Origin of the sequence: Massilia yuzhufengensis (assembly GCF_900112225.1) — a bacterium.
GTDB lineage: Bacteria > Pseudomonadota > Gammaproteobacteria > Burkholderiales > Burkholderiaceae_D > Telluria > Telluria yuzhufengensis.
In genome coordinates this window covers 80,298-105,946 of record NZ_FOLD01000011.1, presented here as the reverse complement: position 1 = coordinate 105,946, position 25,649 = coordinate 80,298, and the positions used below count along the sequence as shown (strand labels likewise).

The following is a 25,649-nucleotide window of genomic DNA, read 5'->3' as shown; positions in this document are numbered from 1 at the left end:
GCTCCTAAGTGCGTACTTTGCCGCCGAGGCGTTCGACCAGGCCGCGCCAGCCGCCGGCCCGCGCCACGGGTTCTTCATCCTCGAGTGGCGCCGTCACCGAGGGCGCCGCCTGAAGCACCTTCTGCATCGAAAACACGCTTTGCGGCCGCGCCAAGGGGTCGAGCGCCATGCACGAGGCCACCATGTCGACCAGCTCGGGCGAATAGCTGCCGGCCAGCTTGGCGAACTGCGCCACTGTCTTGTCTTCGTCCCTGCGCGCCTCGACCGCCTGCGGCATCGAGCGCGTCATGCAGGCATACATGGCCGCCCCGATGCTGTAGATGTCGGTCCAGGGCCCGAGCGTAGCGGCCTTGCTGTACAACTCCGGCGCCGCGAAGCCCGGCGTGTACATGGGCGCGAGCATCGGCGCGTCGATGTTGATGGTCTGGCGCGCCGCGCCGAAATCGAGCAGCAGGGGCGAGCCGTCGCTGCGCAGGTAGATATTGGCCGGCTTCAGGTCCAGGTGCAGCAGCTTGTTGGCGTGGACTTCGCGCACGCCGGCGCACACGCCATTGAACAGCTGGCGAATGGACGCCTCGCCCATCCGGCTGCCCCTGGCATGCAGGCGCGCGATGTGGTCCTGCAGGGTGTGGCCGGATTCGTAGGCCATCACCATGTATACGGTCTCGTTGGCGCGGAAGAAGTTCACCACCCGCACCACGTTCGGATGGACGATGCGCGCCAGCGCCCGCCCCTCTTCGAAAAAGCATTTCAGGCCAATGCGGAACACTGGCAAATTGGGCTTCGAAACGCTCGGACAAAGCTCGCCGGGAGCACGCAAGGCGAGCTGGCTGGGAAGGTATTCCTTGATGGCGACGGCGTTGCCTTCGGCATCATATGCCAGATAAACAATACTGAACCCACCAGACGCAATTTTCTTTACAATGCGATATCCGGCAATTTCCAGCCCGTCGGGCAGGGGGGCGTTATTCTGTGCAGCCATCCAGGGAGTTTCCTTGCTTAACAGGACGATTGTGTGGATAAATGTCGGCTTTGTAAAGAATAAAAACCGGGGATATCTTTGAGCATTTCGAGCATGACAGGTTATGCGGTCGCCACCAGCGAAGGCGCTGCCGGCACCCTCACGATTGAGATCAAGAGCGTCAATTCACGCTTCCTGGATCTCCAGTTCCGCATCAACGACGACCTGCGCGCACTCGAACCCGACCTGCGCTCGGCCATCATGGCCGCGATCACGCGCGGCAAGGTCGAAGTGCGCCTGTCGTTCGGCCGCAAGGCCGCCGGCGGCTCGCAAGTGCTCAACCAGGAACTGCTGTCCGACCTCGCCCGCCTGCAAACCGAAGTGACCCGGCACTTTGCCCAGGCCGCCCAGATGAGCGTCGCCGAGCTGCTGCGCTGGCCCGGCGTGATCGAAGAATCGAACGTGGGCCAGGAGTCGCTGCAGCTCGATGTCGCCGCCCTCACCGCCACCACCGTCGCCGCTTTCGTCGACAGCCGCAAGCGCGAAGGCGCGGCGCTGGAAGGCATGCTGATGTCGCGCATCGACGCGATGGAAGTCATCGTCAAGCGCATCACGCCGCTGATCCCGCAGGTGATCTCGCAGTTCCAGCACAAGGCGATCGAGCGCATGCAGGACGCGCTGGGCCTGGCCGGTCACGGCAACCCATCGGTCCTGAGCCGCCAGGAAGTGCTGGAACGGATTCGCCAGGAAGTCACGCTGTACGGCATCCGCATCGACGTGTCCGAAGAGCTGTCGCGCCTGTCGGCTCACTTGAACGAAACCCGTCATATCCTGAAAAAGGGCGGCCAGGTCGGCAAGCGCCTCGACTTCATGATGCAGGAGCTCAATCGCGAAGCCAATACGCTGGGCGCCAAGGCCTCGGTGAAGGAGCTGGCGGATGCGTCGATGGAGCTCAAGCTGCTCATCGAGCAGATGCGCGAACAGGTGCAGAACCTGGAATGATTTGTTGTCGGCGCGCAACAATGCGCGGCCGATGTTTGAACGCGCGGCCGTTCGTAATTCCTCGCATTGCTCCGAATTACCCCGTCCACCCTACGATGGGTGGACGGGTCCCTCGCCCGCGCGTTCGACGTTATGATGAACGCTACGTGTTAATAAGGACCACACCATGATCACTCCCGCCCTCTCCGGCAGCCTGTTCGTCGTCGCCGCCCCGTCCGGCGCCGGCAAATCGACCCTGGTCAACGCCCTGCTGAAACAGGAACCGGGCATCAAGCTGTCGATCTCGACCACCACGCGACAGCCGCGCCCGGGCGAGCAGGATGGCCGCGAATACCACTTCACGTCGACCGAAGACTTCGTGTCGCGCGCCGACCGTGGCGAATTCATGGAATGGGCGGAAGTGCACGGCAATTACTACGGCACCAGCCGCTTGACGGTGGAGCAGGAAATGAAGCTGGGAACGGATATCCTGCTGGAGATCGACTGGCAGGGCGCGCGCCAGGTGCGCAAGCAGTTTCCGGATGCGGCCGGCATTTTCATTTTGCCGCCGTCGATCGAGGCGCTGGAAGAGCGCCTGCACAAGCGCGGCACCGACGAACCCCACATCATCACCCGCCGCCTGCTGGCCGCCGGGGGGGAGATCGCTCACGCTCCGGAGTTCGAATATGCTATCATCAACGAAGAGTTTAACGTCGCCCTGGCCCAACTGCAGGCGATTGTCATAGCGACACGTTGCCGTTTCGCCCAACAAGCGGCCCGTAACGCCGACTTGTTTGCCCAGCTTGGAATCCACGCGCAACAACAATCATAAGCGGCGCCGCAAGGTTTGCCGCAAAACAGTCTATTTAGGAGTGACCATGGCCCGTATCACCATTGAAGATTGCCTCAAGACCATCCCTAACCGTTTCCAGCTGACCCTGGCCGCGACCTACCGCGCACGCCAGCTGCTGCAGGGCCACACCCCGAAAGTCGAAGCCAAGGACAAGCCAACCGTCGTCGCGCTGCGTGAAATCGCCGCCGGCAAGGTCGGCATCGAGATGCTCAAAAAAGTACCGATGTAATACCCTTTGGGTTCCCGGGATTGGTAAGTCGTTGAATCTGTTATTCTGTGCCTACACTGGCTGATCGATATAACGCATGAAACTGACTTCCCCGGATTCGACCCATCCAGCCACACCTGCCCGCTCGCGCCGGGCGGGCAAACCGCAAGACGCCGAAGTACCGGCGCCCGCCCCGGGCGTCGCCTCGGTGACGCAGCTGATCAACAAGCTGTCCGACTACCTCACCCCCGCCGAGCTCAAGAAAGTCAAGGAAGCCTACCGCTTCTCCGACGAGATGCACCTTGGCCAGGTCCGCAAGTCGGGCGAGCCGTATATCTCCCATCCGATCGCCGTCGCGGAAATCTGCGCCGAGTGGAAGCTCGACGCCCAGGCCATCATGGCCGCGCTGCTGCACGACGTGATCGAAGACCAGGACGTCAAGAAGGACGACCTGGTGGAGCGCTTCGGCGCCCAGGTCGCCAACCTGGTCGACGGCCTGTCCAAGCTCGAGAAAATCGAATTCCAGAGCCAGGTGGAAGCGCAGGCGGAGAACTTCCGCAAGATGCTGCTGGCCATGGCCTCGGACGTGCGCGTCATCCTGATCAAGCTGGCCGACCGCTTGCACAATATGCGCACGCTGGGCGTGATGGTGGCGGCCAAGAAGCGCCGCATCGCGCGCGAGACGATGGAAGTGTATGTGCCGATCGCCCACCGCCTCGGCCTGAACAACATCTACCGCGAGCTGCAGGACCTGTCGTTCTCGCACCTGTACCCACTGCGCTACCAGACGCTGGCCAAGGCGATCAAGGCGGCGCGCGGCAACCGGCGGGAGGTGGTCAAGAAGATCCTCGAGACGGTCAAGAACCAGCTGGGCACCAACCACATCGAGGCCGAAGTCTATGGCCGCGAAAAGACCCTGTACGGCATCTATAAAAAGATGCGCAACAAGCACCTGTCGTTCTCGCAGGTGCTGGACGTATATGGTTTCCGCGTGGTGGTCGACACGGTGCCGAACTGTTACGTGGCGCTCGGCACCCTGCACGCCCTGTACAAGCCGATGCCCGGCAAGTTCAAGGACTACATCGCGATCCGCAAGATCAACGGCTACCAGTCGCTGCACACCACCCTGATCGGCCCCTACGGCACCCCGGTCGAATTCCAGATCCGCACCCAGGACATGCACCGCACGGCCGAAAGCGGCGTGGCGGCGCACTGGCTGTACAAGACCGGCGACTCGAACATGTCGGACCTGCAGCAGCGCACCCACGCCTGGCTGCAGTCGCTGCTCGACATCCAGCAGCAGACCGGCGACTCGGCCGAATTCCTCGAGCACGTGAAGGTCGACCTGTTCCCCGATTCGGTGTACGTGTTCACGCCCAAGTCGAAGATCATCGCGCTGCCGCGCGGCGCCACCGCGCTCGACTTCGCGTACTCGATCCACACCGGCATCGGCGACCATACGGTGTCGGTCAAGATCAACAACGAGCCGGCCCTGCTGCGCAACGAGCTGCACAACGGCGACATCGTCGAAATCGTCACCGACCCGGAATCGCGCCCCAGCCCGACCTGGCTGAGCTACGTCCGCACCGGCAAGGCGCGCTCCGCGATCCGCCACTACCTGCGCACCGTGAACGTGAACGAGTCGGTGGAGCTGGGCCAGGAACTGCTGGCCGGGGCCCTGGCTGCTCGCAACATCAACCCGGAGCTGTCGCCGGGCGCCATCGAGAAACTGCTGGCCGAATCGTCGGCCAAGTCGATGGAGGAGCTGTACGCCGACATCGGCATCGGCAAGCGCATGCCGGCGCTGGTGGCGCGCCACATCTTCGGCCTGATGGACGGCGACCCGGAACACCCGCCCTCCACCCAGCCGGCCGCCGGCGGCGACATCGACCCGGTCACGATCTATGGCAGCGAAGGCGTGTCGGTGCAGCTGGCGCCGTGCTGCCTGCCGATCCCGGGCGACCAGATCATCGGCCAGCTGCGGCGCGACCAGGGCCTGGTGGTGCACACCTGCGACTGCCTGCCGGCCAAGCGCGTGCGCGCCAAGGAACCGGACCGCTGGATCGCCGTGCAGTGGGGCGAAGAACTCAACCGCCGCTTCGATTGCCGCATCCGCCTGCTCATCAACAATGAAAAAGGCATCCTGGCGCGCGTAGCCGCCGAGATCGGCGAGTCCGACGCCAACATCACCTATGTGGGCATGGACGAGGACGACGAGCACCTCATGACGCAGCTGCGCTTCACCATCCAGGTAAAAGACCGGGTGCACCTGGCCCAGCTGATCCGCAACCTGCGCAGGGTGGCGGGCGTCAATCGCGTCGAGCGCGAGCGGTCCTGAATCGCCGTCGATGAGAGGCAAGCCGGCGCCGCGCTACCAGGGCAGGATCACGACCTGGAAGGACGACCAGGGATTCGGCTTCATCACGCCCAATGGCGGCGGACCGACCGTGTTCGTCCACATCAAGTCGTTCACGGCGCCGGGGCGGCCGGTCGCCAACGAGATCGTCACCTACGACCTGGCGTCCAATGACAAGGGCCAGGCGCGGGCCGAGAACGTGGCCTTCGTCCGCGCCGGCGCGGCGCGCAGGGCGTCGCCCCGGCCGGGCCGCGCCGCGCCGCTGTGGGCGGTCGCCTTCCTGCTGTTCGTCGGCGCCTGCGTCCTGGCCGGCAAGCTGCCCTGGCTGGTGCTGTTCCTCTACCTCGGCCTGAGCGCCTTCACCGCCGTCGTGTACGGCCTCGACAAATCCGCCGCCCGGGCGCAGCGCCAGCGCACCCCGGAAGCGACCCTGCACCTGCTTGGCCTGCTGGGCGGCTGGCCGGGCGCGCTGGTGGCCAGGCGACTCTTTCGGCACAAGTCGAAGAAGGAATCCTTCCGCAGCGCCCTGTGGACCAGCGTGGCCGTCAACTGCGGCGTGCTGGGCCTGTACCTGTCGCCGTTCTGGCCGGGCATCTGGCGCCTGCTGGCCGGCTGATCCCGCCGGTTTGCTTAATTGCATTACCTACTCGATAATGTTTCGATGCGGCTGACAAGCCGTCCCCCACATTGTCCAGATCGGAGTTCACATGAAGCGGGTTACTGGTATCGGCGGCATCTTCTTTAACGCGAAGGACCCGGTGGCGCTGCGCGCCTGGTACAAGCAGCACCTCGGCATCGACGTGATGGACTGGGGCGGCACCGCCTTCCTGTGGAACGAGGAAGCGCGCGCGCCGGACGGCGGCATGACCGTGTGGTCGATCGGTACCGCCGGCAGCGACCACTTCGCGCCGGGCACGGCGTCCTTCATGATCAACTACCGGGTCGACGACCTGGCGGCGCTGCTGCAGGTCCTGCGCGAGGAAGGCTGCAATGTGCTGGACAAGACCGATGATTCGGAATACGGCAAGTTCGGGTGGGTGATCGACCCGGAGGGCAACAAGGTGGAGCTGTGGGAGCCGCCGGCGGGGGATGGGAAGCTGGGGTAGGCAGCCAGCGGCATTCACTGAGCTGCACTGGGCACGTCATGTCCCCCACCGGGGGACATGACTTCCCGCGCAGGCGGGAATCCAAGTTCTGCCCGCCTCTCGACTGCGCGAAAAAATCAGGCACCGGCCTTCGCCGGTGCGACGGTCTTTCGGGTAGCGAAAGAACTGCTGGCGCGGTGTTATGCCAGCGCGAGCTGGGTGCGCGGCGCCACTTGCGGGCGCAGGCTGCGGCCGGCTTCTTCCAGCTGGAAGGTCCCCACCACTTCCGACAGTTCGGCCGACTGTTCCTGCATGGCCAGCGCGGCAGCGGCCGCCTCTTCGACCAGTGCGGCGTTCTGCTGGGTCACGCGGTCCATCTCGACGATCGCCCCGTTCACCTGTTCGATTCCGGCGCGCTGCTCTTCGCTGGCGTTGGCAATCTCGCTCATGATCGCCGTCACCTGGCCGATGCTCCGGACGATCTCGTTCATGGTCTCGCCGGCGCGGTCGACCTGGCCGGTGCCGTCCTGCACCTTGCGTACCGAGTCGTCGATCAGCGCCTTGATTTCCTTGGCCGCCGTGGCCGAACGCTGGGCCAGGTTGCGCACTTCGGTCGCGACAACCGCGAAGCCGCGGCCCTGCTCGCCGGCACGGGCCGCCTCGACCGCTGCGTTCAGCGCCAGGATATTGGTCTGGAAGGCGATGCTGTCGATGACGCTGATGATGTCGACGATCTTGCGCGAGGATTCGTTGATCGAGCCCATGGTCGAGACCACTTCGGCCACCATCACGCCGCCCTGCCCCGCGATCATCGCGGCCTCGCCTGCCAGGCGGTTGGCGTGGCGGGCGTTGTCGGCGTTCTGCTTCACGGTCGAGGTCAGCTCTTCCATCGATGCCGCGGTTTCTTCCAGCGAGCTGGCCTGCTGTTCGGTACGCGCCGACAGGTCCTGGTTGCCGGCGGCGATCTCGTCCGAGGCAACGGCGATGGTGCTGGTGCCGGTGCGCACGCGCCCGACGATGCCGGCCAGGCTGTCGTTCATGGCGCCAAGCGCGCGCATCAGCTGGCCGGTCTCGTCGCCGCTGTGGGCGGCGATGCGGCTGGTGAGGTCGCCGGACGCGACCTTTTGCGCCACCGCGACGGCAGCGCGGATCGGCACCGTGATCGACCGGGTGATCAGCCAGGCGCAGGCCACGCCCAGGGCGATGGCGGCCAGGCCCAGCGAGATCAGCAAGGTACGGGTGCTGTCGTAGGAGTCGAGGATGCTGGCGGCGACGCCGTCGGCAGCGGTGATCTGCAGCTTGGCCAGCTTGTCGATCGCGGCCTGGAAGGCGGCGGTGCGCGGGCCGAGCTGGTCGCGGTACACCGTGGCTGCCAGCTCGTTGTCGCCGGCCAGCTTGGCCTTGAACAGCGCGTCGCGCGCGGCCAGGTAGCCGGTGCGTTCCTGCTTGACGACGACGAACTGGGCTTTGGCGGCCTCGTTGCGCAGCGAATTCTCGATATCGTCCTGCAGCTCGGTCGAGCGGGCGGACACGGCTTTCATGCGCTGCGCGATGTCGGTGACGACCGCGGGATCGCTGGCCACGAACACGGTTTCCAGGCGCGCATTGTTGAGCTCGATAAGCTTGCTCCACTCCGCCACGTTGCGCTGGTTCTTGATGCTGGTGTTCACCAGGCGGTGCGTCAGGTCGCCGGCCGACTGCATGCGCATCACGGCGGTCAGGGTCACGACGAGCAAGAGGGACAGGACGATGGCGAATCCGATACCCAGGCGGGCACCGATCTTGAGGTTTTTCACTGCAGCTTCCTTCTGGTGGTGGGCGTGCCAAGTAGGCGACGCCCGGAATTGGATGGGACAGGGAGCATGGAGGGGCGCGGGGGCACCTGCCGTACAGACAGCCGCCAACTATATCATTGCGGAACAGCAACTATGCTGCAGTGCGTCAAACGCGCAACTGAGGGAAATTACGTATTCCCATGCCGCCGAACCCGGCTATGGGCTGGCGGGCAGGGACAGGCGAGCGCCCGGGGGAGACCTTATCCGGCCAGTGCGGCGCGCTGGCGTTCTTCCTGCTCGCGCAGTTCCGGCGTCATGGCGTCGCCGAAGTCTTCCATCTCGAACACCTGGCGAATCTCGATCTCGGCTTCGCCGCCCATCATGGGCATGGGCACCCGCTTGACCCAGTCGATCGCTTCCTGCCTCGACTGTACTTGCCAGATCCAGAAGCCGGCCAGCAGTTCCTTGGTCTCGGCGAAAGGGCCGTCGACCACGCGCACGCCGCCATCCTTGCCGAAGTGCACACGCGCGCCATTCGAGGACGGGTGCAGGCCTTCGCCCGACACCATCACGCCCGCCTTGATCAGCTCGTCGTTGAACTTGCCCATCGCCGTGAGCAATTCCTCGCTCGGCATCTCGCCCGCTTCGCTGTGTTGGTCCGCTTTCAGTAAGATCATGAAACGCATGGCTTCCTCCCGTTGGTGTGGTTGGTCGTGGCAGTGCTGCCGCCGTTTGACAGTACGACGATCGGCGCGGTGCGGAATCGACGCCGTCCGGGGAAATTTTTTACGTGTTGACCGGTGCTGGCGCCAGGATGACGTCGAAGGCCGCGCAGGCTCCCGCGCAGGCGTCGGCGATTTCTTCCGGGGTGCGCACGGCCGCGCGCAGCGCCTGCATGAAGGCGCGCCAGCGCGGGCCGGGGCCGCCCGCATCGCCGCGCAGGTAGCGCAGCGGGTGCGGGGCCAGCGGCCCGGCCAGGCGCGCGTACAGCACGGCGCCGCCCAGTTGCGAGCCTTCGATGACGTAGGCGGCGCCCCAGCGGTAGGCGGCGCTGGCATCAAGCGGCCACACCGCCGGCGGGCGCGCTGCCGGCTCTCCCGGCAGGCCCGGCTCGGCCAGGTCGGCGTCGATCAGCGCCAGGCGCGGCACGGGCGGCAGCGCCGCGTGCGCCTGCGGGCCATCCGGAAAGCCGGCCAGCCAGGCCTGCAGCGGCGCCAGCCAGTCGCGCAGCATGCGCAGGTGGGCGGCGTAGTCGGCCAGCGAGGCGCCCGGCGCGGACAGCGGCAGGCCACTGTCGAGGGCTTCGTGGCGCGTGGCGGTGGCGGCGCGCAGGGCGGCCAGGACGTCGGTGTCGCGGGCGGAATCGTTGGGACGGTTCATAGGTGCAAAACGGCAAGGAAAGGCGGACCGCTCATCTTACCAGCCCTGCCGCCGGAGTCAGTCGGTGATGGGTTCCGGGTAGTCGACGGAGAGGATCTCGAGTTCCTCGGCGCCCAGCGGCGTCTGCAGGGTGACGATATCGCCTTCGCGGCCCTTGGTCAGCGCGCGCGCCACCGGCGAGACCCAGCTGATCTTGCCGCGCAGCGGGTCGAGCTCGTCGATGCCGACGATGGTCACGGTGTGTTCCTCGCCCGTCTTGTTGAGGTAGCTGACGGTGGCGCCGAAATACACCTGGTCGTTGCCATGATGGACGCTCGGGTCGACCACGGCGGCCGAATCCATGCGCTTGGTGAGGAAACGGATGCGGCGGTCGATCTCGCGCAGGCGGCGCTTGCCGTAGATATAGTCGCCGTTTTCCGAACGGTCGCCGTTGGAGGCGGCCCAGTGCACGATGCGCACCACCTCGGGGCGGTCGACGTCGATCAGCTGCAGCAGCTCGTCCTTGATGGCCTGGTAGCCGGCCGGCGTGATGTAGTTCTTGGCCCCGGCGGGGATTGCCTGGGCCAGCGCCAACGCGTCCGCGTCGTCTTCGTCGTTGTCGGACTCTTTTACGAATGCCTTGTTCATCGCCTTATTGTAACGGCACTGGCGCCCCAACGCCGCCGCTTCCCGTATCATGCAGGCATGAGACGAGCCAGACAGCCAGCACCAGTCAAGCCAGGGCGATCGCGCCTGCTCGCGCCGCTGGCCCAGCTGGCGGCGCTGGTGCTGCTGGCCGAGGCCTGGACCTGGGACGCCGGCAGCCGCGCCGCCGCCCGGCTGGCCACCTGGCCGCCGCTGCGCTGGCTGGAAGCCCGCATCCGCCGGCTGCCGGCCTGGGCCGCCCTGTGCGCCTTCCTGTTGCCGGGGCTGCTGCTGCTGCCGGTCAAGCTGCTGGCCCTCATCGCCATTGCCCATGGTCATGCGCTGGCCGGCATCGCCGGTTTCGTCGCCGCCAAGCTGGGCGGCGCGATGGTGGTGGCGCGCATCTATGTGCTGACCCTGCCCACGCTCCTTACTGTCGCCTGGTTCGCGCGCTGGCATGGCGGCTTCATGGCGTTCCAGGACCGGCTGCTGGGCGCGCTGCGCGCCAGCAACTTCTGGCGCCAGGTGCGGGCCGCCCTGTCCCGCGCGCGCCGCGGCCTGCGCCTGCTGCGCCGCCGCGCCGGGCGCCAGCCGAGCCACCTGCTGCGCGTGCTGCGCCGCTTCCGGACCCGTTTCCGTACCCGCGAGCAGGCCCGCCCCCAAGGCAAGTCCGCCTCCGCGACCGAAACCGAAACCGAGCTTCCATGAGTCCACTGCCCTCCCTCGCGGCCGAAATGCAGGCGGCCGCCGCCGAAATCTACCTGTTCGACGCCGCCACGCTGGCCGTGGTCGACGCCAACCAGTCCGCCCGCCTGAACCTGGGGATGGACGCCGCCACGCTGCAGGGCATGGACGCCTGCGCCCTCGCCCCCGCGCTCGACCGCGCCGCCTTCGCCGACGTCCTGGCGGGCCTGGGCGAGGAAGTCGGCGCTCAGGTGAGCCTTCGCACGCGCCTGAAGCGCGCCGACGGCAGCAGCTACCCGGTGCGGCTGTGCTTCCTGCGCATCGTGCGCGACGGCCGCTCGCTGCTGCTGGCGATCGCCGACGACCTGACGCTGGAGCAGGCCGCGCAACAGGCGCTGGCCCAGTCGCAGGCGCGTTTCGACGCCATCGTGCGCAATACGCCGGGGCTGGTGTACCAGTTCGTGCTGCACCCGGACGGCCGGGTCGACTTTCCCTGGCTGAGCGACGGCTGCCAGGCCCTGCTCGGCCTGCCGGTCTCGGCCCTGCAGCACGACGCCGGCCTGTTCGAGGGCCTGATCCTGCCGGACGACCGCCAGGGCTACCGCGAATCGATGGCGGCCTCGCGCGCGGGCCTGTCGGGCTGGAACTGGGAAGGCCGGATCTGGATCGACGCCTGGAACGACGTCAAGTGGATCAACCTGCGCGCCACCCCGCACCCGGTGGACGGCGGCGCGGTGCAGTGGGACGGCATCATGACCAACATCAGCGCCAGCAAGCAGGAGCAGCAGGAAGTGGTGCGCTCGCGCGCGCGGCTGGCCGAACTCACCGACCACATCGAGCAGGTCAAGGAACAGGAACGGGCCCGCATCGCGCGCGAGATCCACGACGACCTGGGCGGCAACCTCACCGCCATCAAGATGGCGCTGGCCATGCTGGCCGCGCGCCTGCCCGACGGCCAGCCGGCCCTGCTGGAAAAAGCCAACTACCTCGACGACCTGGTCGACCGCAGCATCGAGGCGGTGCACCGGATCTCGCTCGACCTGCGCCCGACCATGCTCGACCTGGGCATCGTGGCCGCGCTCGAATGGCAGGCGCGCGAATTCGAAAAGCAGATGGGCATCGCCTGCGTGTTCCGCGGGCCGGAGGGCGACATCGCGCTGGACGACGACCACGCCACCGCGCTGTTCCGTATTTTCCAGGAAGCCCTGACCAATATCGCCAAGCACGCCGGCGCCACCCGCGTCACGGTGACGCTGCGGCGCCAGCGCGCCCACCTCACCCTGGGCATCTGCGACAACGGCCGCGGCATCGACGCCAGCGACCGCCTCAAGCCGCATTCCTTCGGTTTGCGCGGCATGAACGAGCGCGCCAAGGCGCTCGGCGGCACGCTGGCCTTGTCGGCGGCGCCCGGAGGTGGCACGATGGTGACTATCAAGATCAGGCTGGCAAGCGAAACAGGGAACGATGACTGACAAAGCAACAATCCGCGTGTTCATCGCCGACGACCATGCGATCGTCCGCGAAGGCCTGAAACAGATCCTGGCCGAGCAGCGCGACATCATCGTGGCCGGCGAGGCGGAAACCGGGCTCGACGCCATCAAGCTGGTCGGCAAGGCGCGGCCGCACGTGATGCTGCTCGATATTTCCCTGCCCGACCGCAATGGCATCGAGGTGCTCAAGCAGGTCAAGAAGGACAAGCCCGAGCTGGCCGTGCTGATGCTGTCGATGCACCGCGAAGACCAGTACGCGATCCGCTCGCTGAAAGCCGGCGCGGCCGGCTACATGACCAAGCAGAGCGCGCCGCGCGAGCTGGTCACCGCCATCCGCCAGGTCGCAGCCGGCCAGAAATACGTGAGCGCCGCGCTGGCCCAGGCCCTGGCGGCCCAGGTGGGCGAAGACCACGACACGCCACTGCACGACGCCCTGTCCGACCGCGAATACCAGACCCTGACCATGATCGCTTCCGGCATGACGGTGAGCGACATCGCGCGCGAATTGTCGCTGTCGGTAAAGACCGTGAGCGAGTACCGCGCCAGGCTGTTGGTAAAAATGAAACTCAAGAACAGCGCCGAGCTGACCCATTACGCGATCCGCAACCAGCTGGTCGGTTGATGCGTTTGTTGTAATTGAGAGGGATTGTTACCGTTTTTTAATTGATGGTTGGCAAGAAAGCTGATTATCATGTCGCCAAGCCGCAATTCCTGTCATTACAGCCATGTCCATCTCGTCTCCTCCCGCCGTCACCGCCCAGAATCCCGCCGATATCGCCCGCGAAGCCTTCCGTCGCCTGGCCACGCGCCGGATCGCGCCCACGCCGGACGCCTACCGCGCCATCTATGACGAGATCACCGGCACGCCGCCGCCGGCCCCGCCAGTGGCGGCCGACAGCGCCGCCATCGAGGTGCTGGAGACCTTTGCGCGCCGCCTGGCCGATACGCCCGGCGAAGTGTCCGAGTATGGCCGCCGCATGCTGCGCCTGGCGAAAAGCGCCGACTGGAACGGCTATGCCCAGGCCCTGAGCCAGGTGGCCGAGCGCCACCTGCGCCGCAACACGCCCGTGATGGCGCTGGGCGACGAAGACCCCGACCTGCGCCACCTGCGCGAGATGCTGGGCCGCTCACTGGCCTATGCGCTGGCCACCCTGCTGGCCGGCAGCCCGGCCCAGGTCGCGGAAGCCGAATCGCTGGGCGCCGCGGTGAAGCTGGCGCGCGGCGAGGCCGAGATGGGGGAATTGTCCGCCCGCCTCAAGCAGCTGTGCTACCAGATCGAACTGCGCAGCGGCGACTCGGCCGAGCAGCAGGAACTGCTGCTGCGCCTGTTCCGCCTGCTGCTGGACAATATCACCGAGCTGCTCGACGACGACAGCTGGATGCGCGGCCAGATCGCCGCCGTGCAGGACCTGATCGCCGGCCCGCTCGACGCGCGCGCGCTGGAAGACGCCACCCGCAGCCTGAAGGACGTGATCCTGAAGCAGGGCCAGCTGCGCCACAGCATCTCGGACGTGCGCGCCACCGTCAAGAACATGATGATGACCTTCATCGACCGCCTCGGCAGCGTGGCCGCCGCGACCGGCGACTATCACGCCAAGCTGGGCGGCTTCACCGAGCGCATCAGCCAGGCCTCGAACATCAACGAACTCAACGACGTTCTGAACGAGGTGCTGCGCGAGACCCGCAACGCCCAGGACGAGGCGCTGGCCTCGCGCGACCGCATGGTGGCGGTGCACCAGGAAGTGCAGGAAGCCGAGGAACGGATCCGCATGCTGGAAGCGGAACTGCAGCATATGAGCGAGCTGGTGCGCGAAGACCAGCTGACCGGCAGCCTGAACCGCCGCGGCCTGGACGACGTGTTCGAGCGCGAAAGCGCGCGCGCCGACCGTCGCGACACGCCGCTGTGCGTGGCCATGCTCGACCTGGACAATTTCAAGAAGCTCAACGACACCTACGGCCACCTGGCCGGCGATGGCGCCCTCAAGCACCTGGTGAAGGTGGTGCGCGACACGCTGCGCTCGATGGACGTGATCGCCCGCTTCGGCGGCGAGGAATTCCTGATCCTGCTGCCCGAGACGACGGTGGAAGCGGCGGCGGCGGCGATGGTGCGCGTGCAGCGCGAACTGACCCGCCACTTCTTCATGCACGACAACGAGAAGATGCTGATCACCTTCTCGTGCGGGGTTGCCCTGCGGGTGCCGAACGAAGACCAGGCCAGCCTGATGTCGCGCGCCGACCGCGCCATGTACCAGGCCAAGCAAAGCGGCAAGAACCGGGTCGTGGTCGCAGATTAAGCTTCGCTAAGCTATTTTTCTATTAGATTAGCCCGGCTTACTCTACCAGCGCGCCGGGCCGCGCGGCGTTGCGCAGCTCGTCGCGTGCGCCTTGCGCGCCGACCGCCTTGAGCATGCGGTCGGTCGAGCTGCGGCCCTTGATGCGGCTGCCCGTCATCTGGTGGCCGTCCTGGCCGGCGGTGTTGCCGGCGTTGGCGATCAGTTCGGCTTCCGTGGGGACGTCCGGCGCTTGCGGCGGCGCTGCGCATCCCGCCAATGCCGCCGCCAGTAGCACACCCCCGATTGCCAGCTTGTTCATGCCGTTCTCCCCTGCCTTGGTTGAATGAATACGATCTGATCCGAAAGGAATCGTAGCATCTTGACCATGCGAGCGATAGCACCCAAGGTGGAAACGGAGAATAGCGACGGGAAGCGGGCGGTCTTTTCGGCTTACAAGGTGTTGCCCCAGAGTTAGACTTGCGGCTAGCCACTCCTATAAATATCAGCTCCCCGCCATGCCTATCAGCCATCCGACCCTCACCGCCCCGTCCCTGCAGCCGCGCTATGTGTCTCGTTTCAGTTGCCTGGGCCCGTCCTGCGAAGACAATTGCTGCAACGAGTGGCGTATCAGTCTCGACAAGAAAACCTTCGACGCCTACAGTGCGCCGACCAACGGGCGGCTTGCCAAGGTGGTGCGCATCAATCCCGCACCGCGCCAGGACACGGACTACGGCCACATCGCCCTCGATGAAGCAGGCTCGGACTGTGCGCTGCTCGAAGAAAAACTGTGCAGCGTGCACCGCGACCATGGTGAGGGCGCGCTGTCGCACACCTGCTTCACCTTTCCGCGCGTGTCGACCGAGGTCGCCGGCCAGTCCGAGCATGCGCTCGAACTGTCCTGCCCTGAAGCGGCGCGCCTGGCGCTGCTGGCGCCGGACGCCTTCGAGTTCGAGGAAGGCAGCATGACGGCGCGGCCCGAGGTCGTGAAAGCGGTGCAGGCCAACCCCGGCTTCTCGGCGGACGCCGTCAACGAGGTGCGTTACTTCTGCATCAACCTGATGCGCGCACAGGAATTGGAGCTGTGGCAGCGCCTGGCGGTGCTCGGCCTGTTCTGCGAAAGCCTGGACGGGCCGGTGGCGCGCAAGGATGGCGAGGCGATGGTGGCGCTGGTTGCCCAGTTCACCAGCCTGCTGGAGGATGGCGCCCTGATCGACAGCCTGGCGCCGCTGCAGCCGGACCATGCGGCACAGGCGATGGTGTTCTCGGCCCTGTTCGAGAGCATTCCGCGCGCAACGAATCGACAGGTCCGCCGCCAGGTCATCGAGGCGGTCGGCGCCGGCCTGGGCGCCGATGCCGGCAGCGGCCAGGTTAGTGCCGAGCGCGTGGTGGAGAGCTACCGCGCCGGCATTGCGCGCCTGCCCGAGGCCCTGGCGGCGGCGCCCCACTTGCTGGAACATTACCTGTTGAACGAAATGTTCGTGCGCTTGTTTCCCTTTACCGCGGAGGCGCCGTTCGACAGCTTCCTGCGCCTGATGACCCGCTTCGGCCTCCTGCGCCTGATGCTGGCGGCGCGCTGCAATACCGAAGGACCACTGCCCGACGCCAATGGCCTGGCGCTGACGGTGCAGGTGTACAGCCGCCTGTTCCACCACAACGCCAGCCTCGGCCAGACGATCGATGAAGCCTTGCGCAAGGGCGGCTGGGCTCGACTCGACAAATTGTTCACCCTGCTCAGGACCTGATCTTGTCCAGGCGCCAATAAAAAAGCCGGCTCGCCGGCTTTTTTCATCTGCACCACCGCGCAATCTGCATTTTTTTTACGCGAAAAATAATTTATTTACCCCCTAAAGTCCGGACTCACCCTGCCGTCTAAACGAGCCAGCAGCATGAACTTGAGGGGCAAAATAAAAAAATCTTTCGCTAAAGTTTTCCCACAGGAACACGTTACCAGCATCAACAGCGGTTTGATCGTCACGGAAAAGGGTGGCGGACCAAAGTGAACAGGGCACAGTGGCCCACCCCGAAATACAGTTTGGAGAAACACCATGGCATCGACGATCAACACCAACACCGCCTCCCTCAACTCGCAGCGTAACCTGAACGCGTCGCAAAGCTCCCTGACGACTTCGCTGCAGCGCCTCTCCTCCGGCCTGCGCATCAACAGCGCCAAGGACGACGCAGCTGGCCTGGCGATCTCGGACCGCATGACCAGCCAGATCAACGGCCTGAACCAGGCAGCGCGTAACGCGAACGACGGTATCTCGCTGGCACAGACGGCTGAAGGCGGCCTGTCGACTGCAACCGACCTGCTCCAGCGTATGCGTACCCTGACCGTGCAGGCAGCCAACGGCACCAACTCCTCGTCGGACCGCTCGTCGATCCAGCAGGAAGTCGGCCAGCTGCAGCAGGAACTGAACCGCGTCGCTACCAGCACCCAGTTCAACGGCCAAAACGTCCTGGACGGCACCCTGAACAACGCCCAGTTCCAGGTCGGCGCCAACGCCAACCAGACGATCAATTTCTCGATCGGCAGCGCCCAGGCTTCGGCCATCGGCAACAACACCCTGGCCCAGAACACCGGCGGCACCATGGTCAACTCGGTCAAGGGCGGCGCCGGCACTGCCGGCACCATTCCTGCCAACAACGTGGCCGGCGGCGCCATCACGGTCCAGGGCAACGGCACCTCGATGTCCTACACCGCCGTTGCCGGCGATTCGGGCAAGAAGATCGCCGACGCGATCAACGCCGCTTCGGGCAACACCGGTGTCAGCGCTTCGGCCAGCACCTCGGCAACCCTGGGCGGCTTCGCTGCCGGCACCTTCTCGCTGACCCTGCAGGGCGCGCCGAAGGCCGATGGCAGCGCCAACCCGGTGACCGTGAGCGCCACCCTGACCGGCGCCAACGACCTGTCGGGCCTGACCAAGGCGATCAACGACCAGACCGGCGCCACCGGCATCACCGCCGTGGCCGACCTGTCGACCGGCAAGATCGCCCTGACCCAGTCGCAAGGCTACAACATCGGCCTGAAGAACAACGGCACCCAGACCACGATCACCATGACCGGCGCCGCGGGGAGCGAAGGCGGTTCCGGCACACCGGTCACCCTGGCAGCTGCTGCGGCTGACGGCGACACCGCGACCGTCGGCGGCAAGGTGACCCTGAGCTCGTCGTCGGCCTTCACCGCTTCGTCGGCTGGTGTTGGTGTGTTCACGGCTGCCGCAACGACCTACAGCAGCGGCCTGTCGTCGGTGGCGTCGATCGACGTGACCAAGACCACCAACGGCACCCCATCCGGCGCCAACGATGCACTGAAGGTGATCGACGCGGCCCTGGCCAACATCAGCAACGCCCGTGCGTCGCTGGGTGCGGTGCAGAACCGTTTCACCAACACCATCAGCAACCTGCAGGCAACGTCGGAAAACCTGAGCAGCGCACGTAGCCGCATCCAGGACACCGACTTCGCAGCGGAAACCGCCAGCCTGACCCGCGGCCAGATCCTGCAGCAGGCAGGTACCGCGATGCTGGCCCAGGCCAACTCGCTGCCGAACGGCGTGCTGTCCCTGCTGCGTGGCTAATCCCTTCAAGGACAGGTAGCACATCCCACTCCCCGGCCGGTTTTTACCGCCCGGGGAATTTTCCATTTGAGGAGTCGCCATGCAACTGCAGCCACAAGGCATTACTACAACGGGCGCCGACCCGATCGTCCTGCCCCGCACCCAGTCACCGGCACCCGCCTCGACCCCGGCCGCGACCAGCGCGAAGCCGGTCGACGGCGCCAAGCAGGCAGACGCCGCCGGCAAGCCTGCCAGCCCCGCCGATGTCGACAAGGCCCTGGACAGCATCAACAAGACCATGAAGTCGCTCTCGCACAGCCTCGAGTTCTCGCTGGACGACGACAGCAAGCGCCAGGTGGTCAAGGTGATCGATCCCGAGACCCGCGAAGTGATCCGCCAGATGCCCAGCAAGGAGGCGCTCGAGATCGCCAAGGCTCTTGATCGCCTGCAAGGCTTGCTGATCCGCCAACAGGCCTGAGCAATGGTATGAAGTAACGGGGAAATTCCCCGTTAAAGCTGGGATGGCTTCTGCCGATAATGACTTACATTATCGTTTTCCGTAGGAGGCACAGTGGCACTCTCATCGCCAGGCATAGGTTCCAACCTCGACGTCAAGGGCTTCGTCAGCCAGCTGATGCAGGTCGAGGCGTTGCCGCTGAACGCGCTCGCCAAGAAGGAAGCCGCCTACCTCTCCAAGGTTTCCGCCTTCGGCACCCTGAAGGGTTCCCTGACCAGCTTCCAGAGCGCGCTCGATGCCCTGCGCACGCCGGCCAAGTTCCAGGCCGTGAGCGCGACCGCCGCCGACACCACCATCTTGGGTGCCAGCGCCACCAACAAGTCGGTTCCCGGTACCTATACCGTCGACGTCCAGCGCCTGGCCCAGGCCCAGACCATCGCCTCGGCCGGCCAGGCCAGCAGCACAACGCCGGTCGGCGACGGCGCCAAGACCACGCTGAGCATCCAGTTCGGCGCGATCACCGGCGGCAAGCTGGTCTCCGGCGCCTACGTCAACGACCCCGCCGCCACCCCGCCCGACCCGGTCTTCACCCAGAACCCGGACCAGTCGGGCGGCAGCATCGTCATCGACGCCAGCAACAATTCGCTGCAGGGCATCCGCGACGCCATCAACAAGGCTGGCATGGGCGTCACCGCGACCATCGTGTCGGACGGCAGCGCGACCCCGAACCACCTGGTGCTCACCTCCGACAAGACCGGCGCCAAGCAGAGCATGAAGATCACGGTGGATCGCGACCCGACCGCGCCCGTGGACGACACCCTGAAGAACCTGCTCGCCTACGACCCGGCCGGCACCCAGGCCATGACCCAGAGCTCGGCCGCGCAGGACAGTGCGCTGACCGTCAACGGCATCGCCGTCACCTCGGCCAACCGCAGCGTCGGCGAAGCGATCCAGGGCGTGTCCCTCACGCTGAGCAAGATCGGCAGCACGGCGGTGACGGTGGCGCGCGACACCAACTCGGTGCAGGGCGCCGTCACCAGCCTGGTCAAGGCGTATAACGACCTCGACAAGACGATCAAGCAGCTCACCTCCTACGACGCCGCCACCAAGACCGGCGGCCCGCTGCTGGGCGAAGCGTCGGTGCGCAATATCCAGACCTCGATCCGCTCGATGCTGGGCCAGCCGCTGGAGGGCTCCGCCGGCGCCTTCAACAACCTGACCCAGGTCGGCGTGTCGTTCCAGAAGGACGGCACCCTGGCGCTCGACAGCGCCAAGCTGACCAAGGCGATGACGAGCAACTTCAACGACATCGCCGGCCTGTTCGCCTCGATCGGCACCACCACCGACCCCCTGGTCAGCTACAACGGCTCCACCGCATCGACCGCCGCCGGTTCCGGCACCCTGCACGTGTCGGCCCTGGCCACGCGCGGCAGCGTCGCCGGCACCGCCGCGGCCAACCTGGTGATCAATGCCGGCGTGAACGACCAGATCAATGTGACGGTGGACGGGGTCAGCACCTCGGTGACCCTGCCGCCGGCCACCTACACCGCCAGCTCGCTCGCCGCTGCCCTGCAGGCCAAGGTCAACGGCACCTCCGAACTGGTGGGCGCCGGCGCCGCCGTCACGGTGCGCGCCGATGCCGACGGCAAGCTGGAAATCGAATCGAACCGCTACGGCTCGGCCTCGAAGATCGTGGTCAGCGGCTCCGGCGCCAGCGACCTGTTCCAGAGCGCCACCCCGACCGACGGCACCGACGTGCAGGGCACGATCGGCGGCGTGGCCGCGACCGGCTCGGGCCAGTTCCTCACCGGCGGCACCGCCTCGGTGCTCAGCGGCCTGAAACTCGAGATCACCGGCGGCGGCGCCCCGGCCGACCGCGGCACGGTCGCCTATTCGCGCGGCTATGCCGACCAGATGACCAAGCTGCTGGAACAGTTCACCAGCACCGACGGACTGGTGAACGGGCAGACCACCAGCTTGCAGAAAACCGTTACCGATATCGGCAAGGCCCGCGACGCACTCAATACGCGCCTGGCCGCCACTGAAAAACGCTACCTTGCCCAATTCACCGCGCTCGACGTGGCGATCGGCAGGATGACGTCGACCAGCAACTACCTGACCCAGCAACTGGCTCAACTGAGCTCGATGAACGGCTGAGCGGGCAACGCATCTTACGAAGGATAGAACCATGTTTGGAACCATGAAGAGCGGCGCCAGCGCCTATGCCAAGGTCGGCGTCGAAACCGGCGTGATGGCGGCCAGCCCGCACACGCTGATCGTGATGCTGTTCGACGGTGCCGTGACGGCCGTGCGCAGCGCACTGGTGCACATGAAGTCCGGTAACATCGCCGAAAAAGGCAAGGCGGTCTCGAAGGCGATCCAGATCATCGAAAACGGCCTGCGCGCCAGCCTCGACAAGAAGGCGGGCGGCCAGATCGGCGAGAACCTCGACGCCCTGTACGAGTACATGCAACAGCGCCTGCTGGTGGCAAACCTGCAGAACCAGCCGGAGATCCTGGAAGAAGTGGCCGGCCTGCTGAACGAACTGCGCGAAGCCTGGAATGCCATCGGCGTGCCGGGGGGCACGCCCGTGAACGCACCGGCCAGCGCCCCGGTCGCCGCTTTCGCGGGAGCCTGAGCCATGATGTCCACCACAGAAGTCCTGGCAGTCTACGAATCGATGGTCGAACTGAGCGGCCAGATGCTCGACGCCGCCACCAGCAGCGACTGGGACCGCGTGACCCAACTGGAAGGCCATTGCGCCAGCCAGGTGGCGCTCCTGCGCAGCGGCGAAGCCGGCACGCCCTTCCAGGGCGAACAGCGGGTCAAGAAGATCGCCATCCTCAAGAAGCTGCTGGACGACGACCGCCGCATCCGTGACCTGGCGATGCCGAAACTGGCCGAACTGTCGGCCCTGATGAGCAACACCCGCACCCAGCGTCGCCTCGCCCACGCCTACGGCGCCTGAGGCAGGGCAAGCCTGACGGATGCTGCCGCGCGAACTCGTTTCCGCCGTCGTGAAAATCGGGCCGGCATTACCGGCCGAGGCGGTCGCCGACCCGCGCCAGCAGGCGTTCCAGCGCGCCTTGGCTCCCCAGCTGGGCAAGGCGCTGCACGGTGAAATCCTCGCCAAACTGACCGACGGCAGCTTCGTCGTCAAGGTCGCCAATATTCCCACCCGCATGCAGCTGCCGCCAGGCGCCCAGGTCGGCGCCGACGTGCCGCTGACCCTGGTGTCGGTGACGCCGCGCCCCACCTTTCAGGTCGGCGCCGGCGCCACCCCGGTGTTTTCCGAAGCCGGCCCCCCGCTGCCCGAGGGCGCCGATCCGGCCAAGGCGCCGCTTGGCATGCGCGAAGGCAGCGCGGCGCAGGCCGGCGCCGCGGTCGGGCGTGCCGCCGCGCTGCTGCAGGCCACCGCCGCTGCGGCCGCCCTGCCCGGCGGCGCCGAAGCCAACAACACCACCCTGAGCCAGGCCGGCAAGGCCATCGGCGGCGTGATCGCCGCCGCCCAGAAGGCCGAGACGCCGATGACGTCGCTGATCGGACGCGCCCCGCTGGTGGCCGCGGCCGGCGCCGACGCGCCCAGCATCGCGGCCGGCCTGCAGCAGGCCGTGGGCAAGAGCGGCCTGTTCTACGAATCGCACGTGGCCGAATGGGCGCAGGGCGCGCGCCCGCTGGCCGAGCTCGATGCCGAACCCCAGCAGCAGCTGGCGCGCGAGGGCGTACGCCAGCAGCCCACCGACCCGTCCACCGCCCAGTTCATCAACCTGCAGCTGGCCACCCAGGAGCAGGCCCAGCTTACCTGGCAGGGCAAGCTGTGGCCGGGACAGCCGATGCAGCTCGAAGTGCAGCGCGACACGCGCCAGGGCCATGAGGAAGGCGGCGAGCCCGAGGCGCCATGGCACAGCCGGCTGCGCCTGACATTCCCTGGCCTTGGCGAGGTCGATGCGCGCCTGACCTTGGCCGGCGGGCGCCTGCAACTGCAGTTTTCCGCCGCCAGCGACGCCACCGCCGCCCTGCTGCGCCAGAACATGGGCAGCCTGGCCGGCGCCCTGGACGCCGCCGGCACCGAGCTGGCCGGCTTCGAGGTGCGCTCGGCCCAACCCGGCGACAAAGCAGGATGACCGGGCCAGGCAAGCGGCGCCAGAACGCCGTCGCCATCGCCTACGGCAAGGGCGACGCGGCGCCCCGGGTCGTGGCCAAGGGCCAGGGCCTGGTCGCCGAGCAGATCATGCGCCGCGCGCAGGACGCCGGCGTGTTCGTCCACGAGTCGAAAGAGCTGGTCCAGCTGCTGATGGGGGTCGATCTCGACCGTGAGATCCCCCCTGCCCTGTATCGCGCAATTGCGGAACTGTTGGCGTGGCTATATCATATTGAGTCGGCTCAAAAGAATGGGGCACAGCAACTGCTACCGCCCCCGCCCGATCCGACGCCCCACCTCAACCTGGACGACGCGGCGAACGCTGGCACAAGCAATGAATAATCAGGAACTCGAGAACTGGCACGACTACGAGGTGGCGTCGCGCCGTGAAATCATGGCGCTGCTGCGCCAGATCGGCGAGAAGCACCAGCTGATCCGCATGCTGGTCAAGGGCGAAGCCGACGTCTGCGTCACCACCGTGCTGGAAGTGGATCCCGACACCAATACGGTGGTGCTGGACCGGTCGATCGACCGCAGCCAGAACGACCGCATCGTCGAAGCCGGCAAGGTGCGCTGCGAGACCTCGCTCGACAAGATCCGCATCCTGTTCACTGCCGAGAACCTGCGCCCTACCCTGTTCGAGGGCAATGCCGCGCTGCGCGCCGATATCCCCTTGACCCTGATCCGCCTGCAGCGCCGCGAGTACTACCGGATGGAAACGCCAGTGTCGAACCCGGTGCGCGCGATCATCCCGCTGCCGATCGAATCGGGCGCCGGCACTGCCGTGTTCCCGCTGCACGACATCAGCTGCGGCGGCATCGCCATCCTCGACAACAAGCTCCAGCTCGGCACGACGATCGGCGAGACCATCCCCAACTGCCGCATCGAACTGCCGGAAATCGGTCCGGTCGTGGTGTCCTTGCAACTGCGCAACTCGCTCGACATGACGCTGTTGAACAACAAGAGCAACCGCCGCATCGGCCTGCAGTTCGTCGACATCTCGCGCGGCGGCATGGCTGGGGTCCAGCGCTATATCACCAAGCTCGAACGCGAGCGCAATGCACGCCTGGCCGGCCTGGCCTGATCCGCGCACAGCTTGACTGTTCGGCAATTTGACTAGTTGCTGAACAGTAGATCGGCTACACTTGGTGAATATTCAATCCGGGTGATCCGATGCCGACGCGCACTCCCACCTCTGACTATTTCTTTACCGCCTTCGCCGATTCGCCCGTGGGCATGGCCCTCGTGGGCATGCAGGGGCACTGGCTCGAGGTCAATCCGGCGCTGTGCCGCATCCTCGGCTACCAGCGCGAGGAGCTGCAGGCGCGCACCTTCCAGGACGTCACCCACCCGGACGACCTCGAGGCCGACCTCCGCTTGCTCGAGCGCCTGCTGGCCGGCGCCATCGATTCCTACAACCTGGAAAAGCGCTACCGGCATGCCGATGGCCGGGTGGTCTGGGGCCTGCTGACGGTATCGATCAGCCGCGACACCGCGGGCACGCCCGAATGCTTCATCGCGCAAGTGGTCGACATCAGCCAGCAGAAGAAGGCCGTGGAAGACCGCGACGCCTTCTTTGCGCTGTCCGCCGACCTGCTGGCCATCGCCGGCACCGACGGCTTCCTGCAGCAGGTCAACCCGGCCTGGACCGATGCGCTGGGCTGGACCCAGGACGACCTGACCGGGCGTCCCTTCATCGAATTCGTCCATCCCGACGACGTCGACGCCACCCTGGCGGAAGCAGCAAACATCTACAGCGGCAGCGTGACCAAGGGCTTCCGCAACCGCTACCTGCATGCCGGCGGCGGCTACCGCTGGCTGGAGTGGAGCACGCGCGCGGTCGAGAGCGGGCTGCTGTACTGCTCGGTGCGCGAGGTGACCGCCCAGATCGAAAGCGAAGAGCGGCTGCGCAGCCAGGAACAAAAAATCCGCCTCCTGATCGACAACGCCAACGACGCGTTCGTCGGCATGGACGAGCGCGGCATCATCACCGAATGGAACAAGCAGGCCGAAGCCACCTTCGGCTGGAGCGCCGCCGAGGCGATCGGACAGCCGATGGCGACCCTGCTGGCGCCGGAGCGGACGCGCAGCCATCACCTGGCCGGGCTCGCCGCGTTCCTGGACAGCGGCGAGTGCGACGTGCCGCGCAAGCGGGTCGAGACGCCGGCCCTGCGCAAGGACGGCAGCGAGATCCTGGTGGAGATGACGGTCGGCGTGGTGTCGCTGGGCGGTGCGTGCTACTTCCACGCCTTCCTGCGCGACGTCTCCGAGCAGCGCCGCATGTCCGAGCAGCTGCACTACCGCGCCACCCACGACTTCCTGACCGGCCTGCCCAACCGCTACGAGTTCATGGGCCGGCTGCAGCATGCGATCGACGCCAGCGGCCGCGCCCCGCATACGCTGGTGCTGATGTTCATCGACCTCGACGGCTTCAAGACGGTCAACGATATCTGTGGCCACGAAGTGGGCGACGCGGTGCTGATCGAGTTCGGGCGCCGCCTGCTGGCCTCGGTGCGCCGCACCGATGGCGTGGCGCGCCTGGCGGGCGACGAATTCGTGGTGCTGCTCGACCACCTGGCCGACCCCTGGGTCGACGCCGGCCAGGTCTGCCACAAGATCCTGCAGGCCGCCGCCGAGCCCTATCCGGCACTCGAAGGCCGCACTGAGCCCGGCGCCAGCATCGGCCTGGCGCTGTACGGCAAGGGGGACACAGCCGACACCCTGCTCTCGCGCGCCGATGCGGCGATGTATGTGGCCAAGAATGCGGGCAGGAACCGCGCGGCCTACCTGTGCGATGGGCGCTGGGTAGTGCGCGAAGCCTGAAAAA

Annotated in this window: 26 protein-coding genes; 20 read left to right on the top strand and 6 right to left on the bottom strand. The window is 66.4% G+C overall.

Annotation, left to right across the window (positions count from 1 at the left end; all coding sequences use genetic code 11):
* Positions 1-4: 4 nt before the first annotated feature.
* On the bottom strand, positions 5-982 hold the full coding sequence (locus tag BM031_RS11650; RefSeq protein WP_091874736.1) for a serine/threonine protein kinase: 978 nt from the start codon (positions 980-982) through the stop codon (positions 5-7).
* Between the two features lie 93 nt (positions 983-1,075).
* Between BM031_RS11650 and BM031_RS11645 the strand changes: the two genes are divergently transcribed.
* The 6 genes from BM031_RS11645 (at position 1,076) to BM031_RS11620 (ending at position 6,465) form a co-directional block, all read left to right on the top strand.
* Positions 1,076-1,963, top strand: coding sequence for a YicC/YloC family endoribonuclease (locus BM031_RS11645; RefSeq protein ID WP_091874735.1), 888 nt, complete (start codon positions 1,076-1,078; stop codon positions 1,961-1,963).
* Positions 1,964-2,129: 166 nt separating this feature from the next.
* Complete coding sequence (gene gmk / locus BM031_RS11640) at positions 2,130-2,774, top strand: guanylate kinase (protein WP_091874734.1); 645 nt, start codon at positions 2,130-2,132, stop codon at positions 2,772-2,774.
* 46 nt (positions 2,775-2,820) lie between these two features.
* Entirely contained in the window at positions 2,821-3,024 is a 204-nt protein-coding gene (gene rpoZ, locus BM031_RS11635; RefSeq protein ID WP_091874733.1) for a DNA-directed RNA polymerase subunit omega, read from the top strand.
* Positions 3,025-3,100: 76 nt separating this feature from the next.
* Entirely contained in the window at positions 3,101-5,341 is a 2,241-nt protein-coding gene (locus tag BM031_RS11630; RefSeq protein WP_091874732.1) for a RelA/SpoT family protein, read from the top strand.
* A 10-nt stretch (positions 5,342-5,351) separates the two neighbouring features.
* Positions 5,352-5,975 (top strand): DUF1294 domain-containing protein, encoded by a 624-nt coding sequence (locus BM031_RS11625; RefSeq protein WP_091874731.1) that lies wholly within the window; start codon positions 5,352-5,354, stop codon positions 5,973-5,975.
* Positions 5,976-6,066: 91 nt separating this feature from the next.
* Entirely contained in the window at positions 6,067-6,465 is a 399-nt protein-coding gene (locus BM031_RS11620) for a VOC family protein (protein ID WP_091874730.1), read from the top strand.
* Between the two features lie 179 nt (positions 6,466-6,644).
* Here the strand turns inward: BM031_RS11620 and BM031_RS11615 are convergent, their stop codons facing one another.
* The 4 genes from BM031_RS11615 to greB all read right to left on the bottom strand — a co-directional run bounded on the left by BM031_RS11615 (position 6,645) and on the right by greB (position 10,226).
* On the bottom strand, positions 6,645-8,240 hold the full coding sequence (locus BM031_RS11615; protein ID WP_091874729.1) for a methyl-accepting chemotaxis protein: 1,596 nt from the start codon (positions 8,238-8,240) through the stop codon (positions 6,645-6,647).
* Between the two features lie 239 nt (positions 8,241-8,479).
* Positions 8,480-8,905: a YciI family protein gene (locus BM031_RS11610; protein ID WP_091874728.1), complete on the bottom strand. Its 426-nt coding sequence runs from the start codon at positions 8,903-8,905 to the stop codon at positions 8,480-8,482.
* A 100-nt stretch (positions 8,906-9,005) separates the two neighbouring features.
* The gene (locus tag BM031_RS11605; RefSeq protein WP_091874727.1) at positions 9,006-9,599 is read right to left on the bottom strand and encodes a biliverdin-producing heme oxygenase; all 594 of its coding nucleotides are present in this window, start codon (positions 9,597-9,599) and stop codon (positions 9,006-9,008) included.
* Between the two features lie 57 nt (positions 9,600-9,656).
* Positions 9,657-10,226 carry a transcription elongation factor GreB gene (gene greB / locus BM031_RS11600; RefSeq protein ID WP_091874726.1) on the bottom strand — a complete coding sequence of 190 codons (570 nt, stop codon included), beginning with the start codon at positions 10,224-10,226 and terminating at the stop codon, positions 9,657-9,659.
* Between the two features lie 57 nt (positions 10,227-10,283).
* Here greB and BM031_RS11595 point away from each other — a divergent pair, with 57 nt between their 5' ends.
* The 4 genes from BM031_RS11595 to BM031_RS11580 all read left to right on the top strand — a co-directional run bounded on the left by BM031_RS11595 (position 10,284) and on the right by BM031_RS11580 (position 14,691).
* Positions 10,284-10,931: a hypothetical protein gene (locus BM031_RS11595; protein WP_177207727.1), complete on the top strand. Its 648-nt coding sequence runs from the start codon at positions 10,284-10,286 to the stop codon at positions 10,929-10,931.
* On the top strand, positions 10,928-12,379 hold the full coding sequence (locus BM031_RS11590; protein WP_177207726.1) for a sensor histidine kinase: 1,452 nt from the start codon (positions 10,928-10,930) through the stop codon (positions 12,377-12,379). The genes BM031_RS11595 and BM031_RS11590 overlap by 4 nt, the downstream gene beginning before the upstream one ends.
* On the top strand, positions 12,372-13,019 hold the full coding sequence (locus tag BM031_RS11585; RefSeq protein WP_091874724.1) for a response regulator: 648 nt from the start codon (positions 12,372-12,374) through the stop codon (positions 13,017-13,019). The genes BM031_RS11590 and BM031_RS11585 overlap by 8 nt, the downstream gene beginning before the upstream one ends.
* 103 nt (positions 13,020-13,122) lie before the next feature.
* A complete protein-coding gene (locus BM031_RS11580; RefSeq protein ID WP_091874723.1) occupies positions 13,123-14,691 on the top strand; it encodes a GGDEF domain-containing protein in 1,569 nt (522 codons plus the stop codon).
* A 37-nt stretch (positions 14,692-14,728) separates the two neighbouring features.
* Here the strand turns inward: BM031_RS11580 and BM031_RS11575 are convergent, their stop codons facing one another.
* Positions 14,729-14,989: a hypothetical protein gene (locus BM031_RS11575; protein WP_091874722.1), complete on the bottom strand. Its 261-nt coding sequence runs from the start codon at positions 14,987-14,989 to the stop codon at positions 14,729-14,731.
* 196 nt (positions 14,990-15,185) lie between these two features.
* Between BM031_RS11575 and fliB the strand changes: the two genes are divergently transcribed.
* From fliB to BM031_RS11525, 10 genes are all read left to right on the top strand, one after another.
* On the top strand, positions 15,186-16,412 hold the full coding sequence (gene fliB, locus BM031_RS11570) for a flagellin lysine-N-methylase (RefSeq protein ID WP_091874721.1): 1,227 nt from the start codon (positions 15,186-15,188) through the stop codon (positions 16,410-16,412).
* A gap of 303 nt (positions 16,413-16,715) precedes the next feature.
* Complete coding sequence (locus BM031_RS11565; protein ID WP_091874720.1) at positions 16,716-18,245, top strand: flagellin N-terminal helical domain-containing protein; 1,530 nt, start codon at positions 16,716-16,718, stop codon at positions 18,243-18,245.
* Between the two features lie 79 nt (positions 18,246-18,324).
* Positions 18,325-18,702, top strand: a complete 378-nt coding sequence (locus tag BM031_RS11560; protein WP_091874719.1) for a flagellar protein FlaG — start codon at positions 18,325-18,327, stop codon at positions 18,700-18,702.
* A 93-nt stretch (positions 18,703-18,795) separates the two neighbouring features.
* Entirely contained in the window at positions 18,796-20,838 is a 2,043-nt protein-coding gene (gene fliD, locus BM031_RS11555) for a flagellar filament capping protein FliD (protein ID WP_091874718.1), read from the top strand.
* Between the two features lie 31 nt (positions 20,839-20,869).
* Complete coding sequence (gene fliS, locus BM031_RS11550) at positions 20,870-21,319, top strand: flagellar export chaperone FliS (protein ID WP_091874717.1); 450 nt, start codon at positions 20,870-20,872, stop codon at positions 21,317-21,319.
* A 3-nt stretch (positions 21,320-21,322) separates the two neighbouring features.
* A complete protein-coding gene (locus BM031_RS11545) occupies positions 21,323-21,649 on the top strand; it encodes a flagellar protein FliT (protein ID WP_229408810.1) in 327 nt (108 codons plus the stop codon).
* Positions 21,650-21,668: 19 nt separating this feature from the next.
* Positions 21,669-22,805: a flagellar hook-length control protein FliK gene (gene fliK / locus BM031_RS11540; protein WP_091874716.1), complete on the top strand. Its 1,137-nt coding sequence runs from the start codon at positions 21,669-21,671 to the stop codon at positions 22,803-22,805.
* On the top strand, positions 22,802-23,164 hold the full coding sequence (locus tag BM031_RS11535; protein ID WP_091874715.1) for an EscU/YscU/HrcU family type III secretion system export apparatus switch protein: 363 nt from the start codon (positions 22,802-22,804) through the stop codon (positions 23,162-23,164). The genes fliK and BM031_RS11535 overlap by 4 nt, the downstream gene beginning before the upstream one ends.
* Positions 23,157-23,906, top strand: a complete 750-nt coding sequence (locus BM031_RS11530) for a flagellar brake protein (RefSeq protein ID WP_091874714.1) — start codon at positions 23,157-23,159, stop codon at positions 23,904-23,906. Before BM031_RS11535 ends, BM031_RS11530 begins: the two co-directional genes overlap by 8 nt.
* Positions 23,907-23,995: 89 nt before the next feature.
* Positions 23,996-25,645: a PAS domain S-box protein gene (locus BM031_RS11525; protein ID WP_091874713.1), complete on the top strand. Its 1,650-nt coding sequence runs from the start codon at positions 23,996-23,998 to the stop codon at positions 25,643-25,645.
* Positions 25,646-25,649 lie beyond the last annotated feature (4 nt).

Bases quoted from the DNA above. Each gene is read 5' to 3' on its own strand.
- BM031_RS11650 (WP_091874736.1), bottom strand. From the start codon at position 982: ATGGCTGCACAGAATAACGCCCCCCTGCCCGACGGGCTGGAAATTGCC.
- BM031_RS11645 (WP_091874735.1), top strand. From the start codon at position 1,076: ATGACAGGTTATGCGGTCGCCACCAGCGAAGGCGCTGCCGGCACCCTC.
- gmk (WP_091874734.1), top strand. From the start codon at position 2,130: ATGATCACTCCCGCCCTCTCCGGCAGCCTGTTCGTCGTCGCCGCCCCG.
- rpoZ (WP_091874733.1), top strand. From the start codon at position 2,821: ATGGCCCGTATCACCATTGAAGATTGCCTCAAGACCATCCCTAACCGT.
- BM031_RS11630 (WP_091874732.1), top strand. From the start codon at position 3,101: ATGAAACTGACTTCCCCGGATTCGACCCATCCAGCCACACCTGCCCGC.
- BM031_RS11625 (WP_091874731.1), top strand. From the start codon at position 5,352: ATGAGAGGCAAGCCGGCGCCGCGCTACCAGGGCAGGATCACGACCTGG.
- BM031_RS11620 (WP_091874730.1), top strand. From the start codon at position 6,067: ATGAAGCGGGTTACTGGTATCGGCGGCATCTTCTTTAACGCGAAGGAC.
- BM031_RS11610 (WP_091874728.1), bottom strand. From the start codon at position 8,905: ATGCGTTTCATGATCTTACTGAAAGCGGACCAACACAGCGAAGCGGGC.
- BM031_RS11605 (WP_091874727.1), bottom strand. From the start codon at position 9,599: ATGAACCGTCCCAACGATTCCGCCCGCGACACCGACGTCCTGGCCGCC.
- greB (WP_091874726.1), bottom strand. From the start codon at position 10,226: ATGAACAAGGCATTCGTAAAAGAGTCCGACAACGACGAAGACGACGCG.
- BM031_RS11595 (WP_177207727.1), top strand. From the start codon at position 10,284: ATGAGACGAGCCAGACAGCCAGCACCAGTCAAGCCAGGGCGATCGCGC.
- BM031_RS11590 (WP_177207726.1), top strand. From the start codon at position 10,928: ATGAGTCCACTGCCCTCCCTCGCGGCCGAAATGCAGGCGGCCGCCGCC.
- BM031_RS11585 (WP_091874724.1), top strand. From the start codon at position 12,372: ATGACTGACAAAGCAACAATCCGCGTGTTCATCGCCGACGACCATGCG.
- BM031_RS11580 (WP_091874723.1), top strand. From the start codon at position 13,123: ATGTCCATCTCGTCTCCTCCCGCCGTCACCGCCCAGAATCCCGCCGAT.
- BM031_RS11575 (WP_091874722.1), bottom strand. From the start codon at position 14,989: ATGAACAAGCTGGCAATCGGGGGTGTGCTACTGGCGGCGGCATTGGCG.
- fliB (WP_091874721.1), top strand. From the start codon at position 15,186: ATGCCTATCAGCCATCCGACCCTCACCGCCCCGTCCCTGCAGCCGCGC.
- BM031_RS11565 (WP_091874720.1), top strand. From the start codon at position 16,716: ATGGCATCGACGATCAACACCAACACCGCCTCCCTCAACTCGCAGCGT.
- BM031_RS11560 (WP_091874719.1), top strand. From the start codon at position 18,325: ATGCAACTGCAGCCACAAGGCATTACTACAACGGGCGCCGACCCGATC.
- fliS (WP_091874717.1), top strand. From the start codon at position 20,870: ATGTTTGGAACCATGAAGAGCGGCGCCAGCGCCTATGCCAAGGTCGGC.
- BM031_RS11545 (WP_229408810.1), top strand. From the start codon at position 21,323: ATGATGTCCACCACAGAAGTCCTGGCAGTCTACGAATCGATGGTCGAA.
- fliK (WP_091874716.1), top strand. From the start codon at position 21,669: ATGCTGCCGCGCGAACTCGTTTCCGCCGTCGTGAAAATCGGGCCGGCA.
- BM031_RS11535 (WP_091874715.1), top strand. From the start codon at position 22,802: ATGACCGGGCCAGGCAAGCGGCGCCAGAACGCCGTCGCCATCGCCTAC.
- BM031_RS11530 (WP_091874714.1), top strand. From the start codon at position 23,157: ATGAATAATCAGGAACTCGAGAACTGGCACGACTACGAGGTGGCGTCG.
- BM031_RS11525 (WP_091874713.1), top strand. From the start codon at position 23,996: ATGCCGACGCGCACTCCCACCTCTGACTATTTCTTTACCGCCTTCGCC.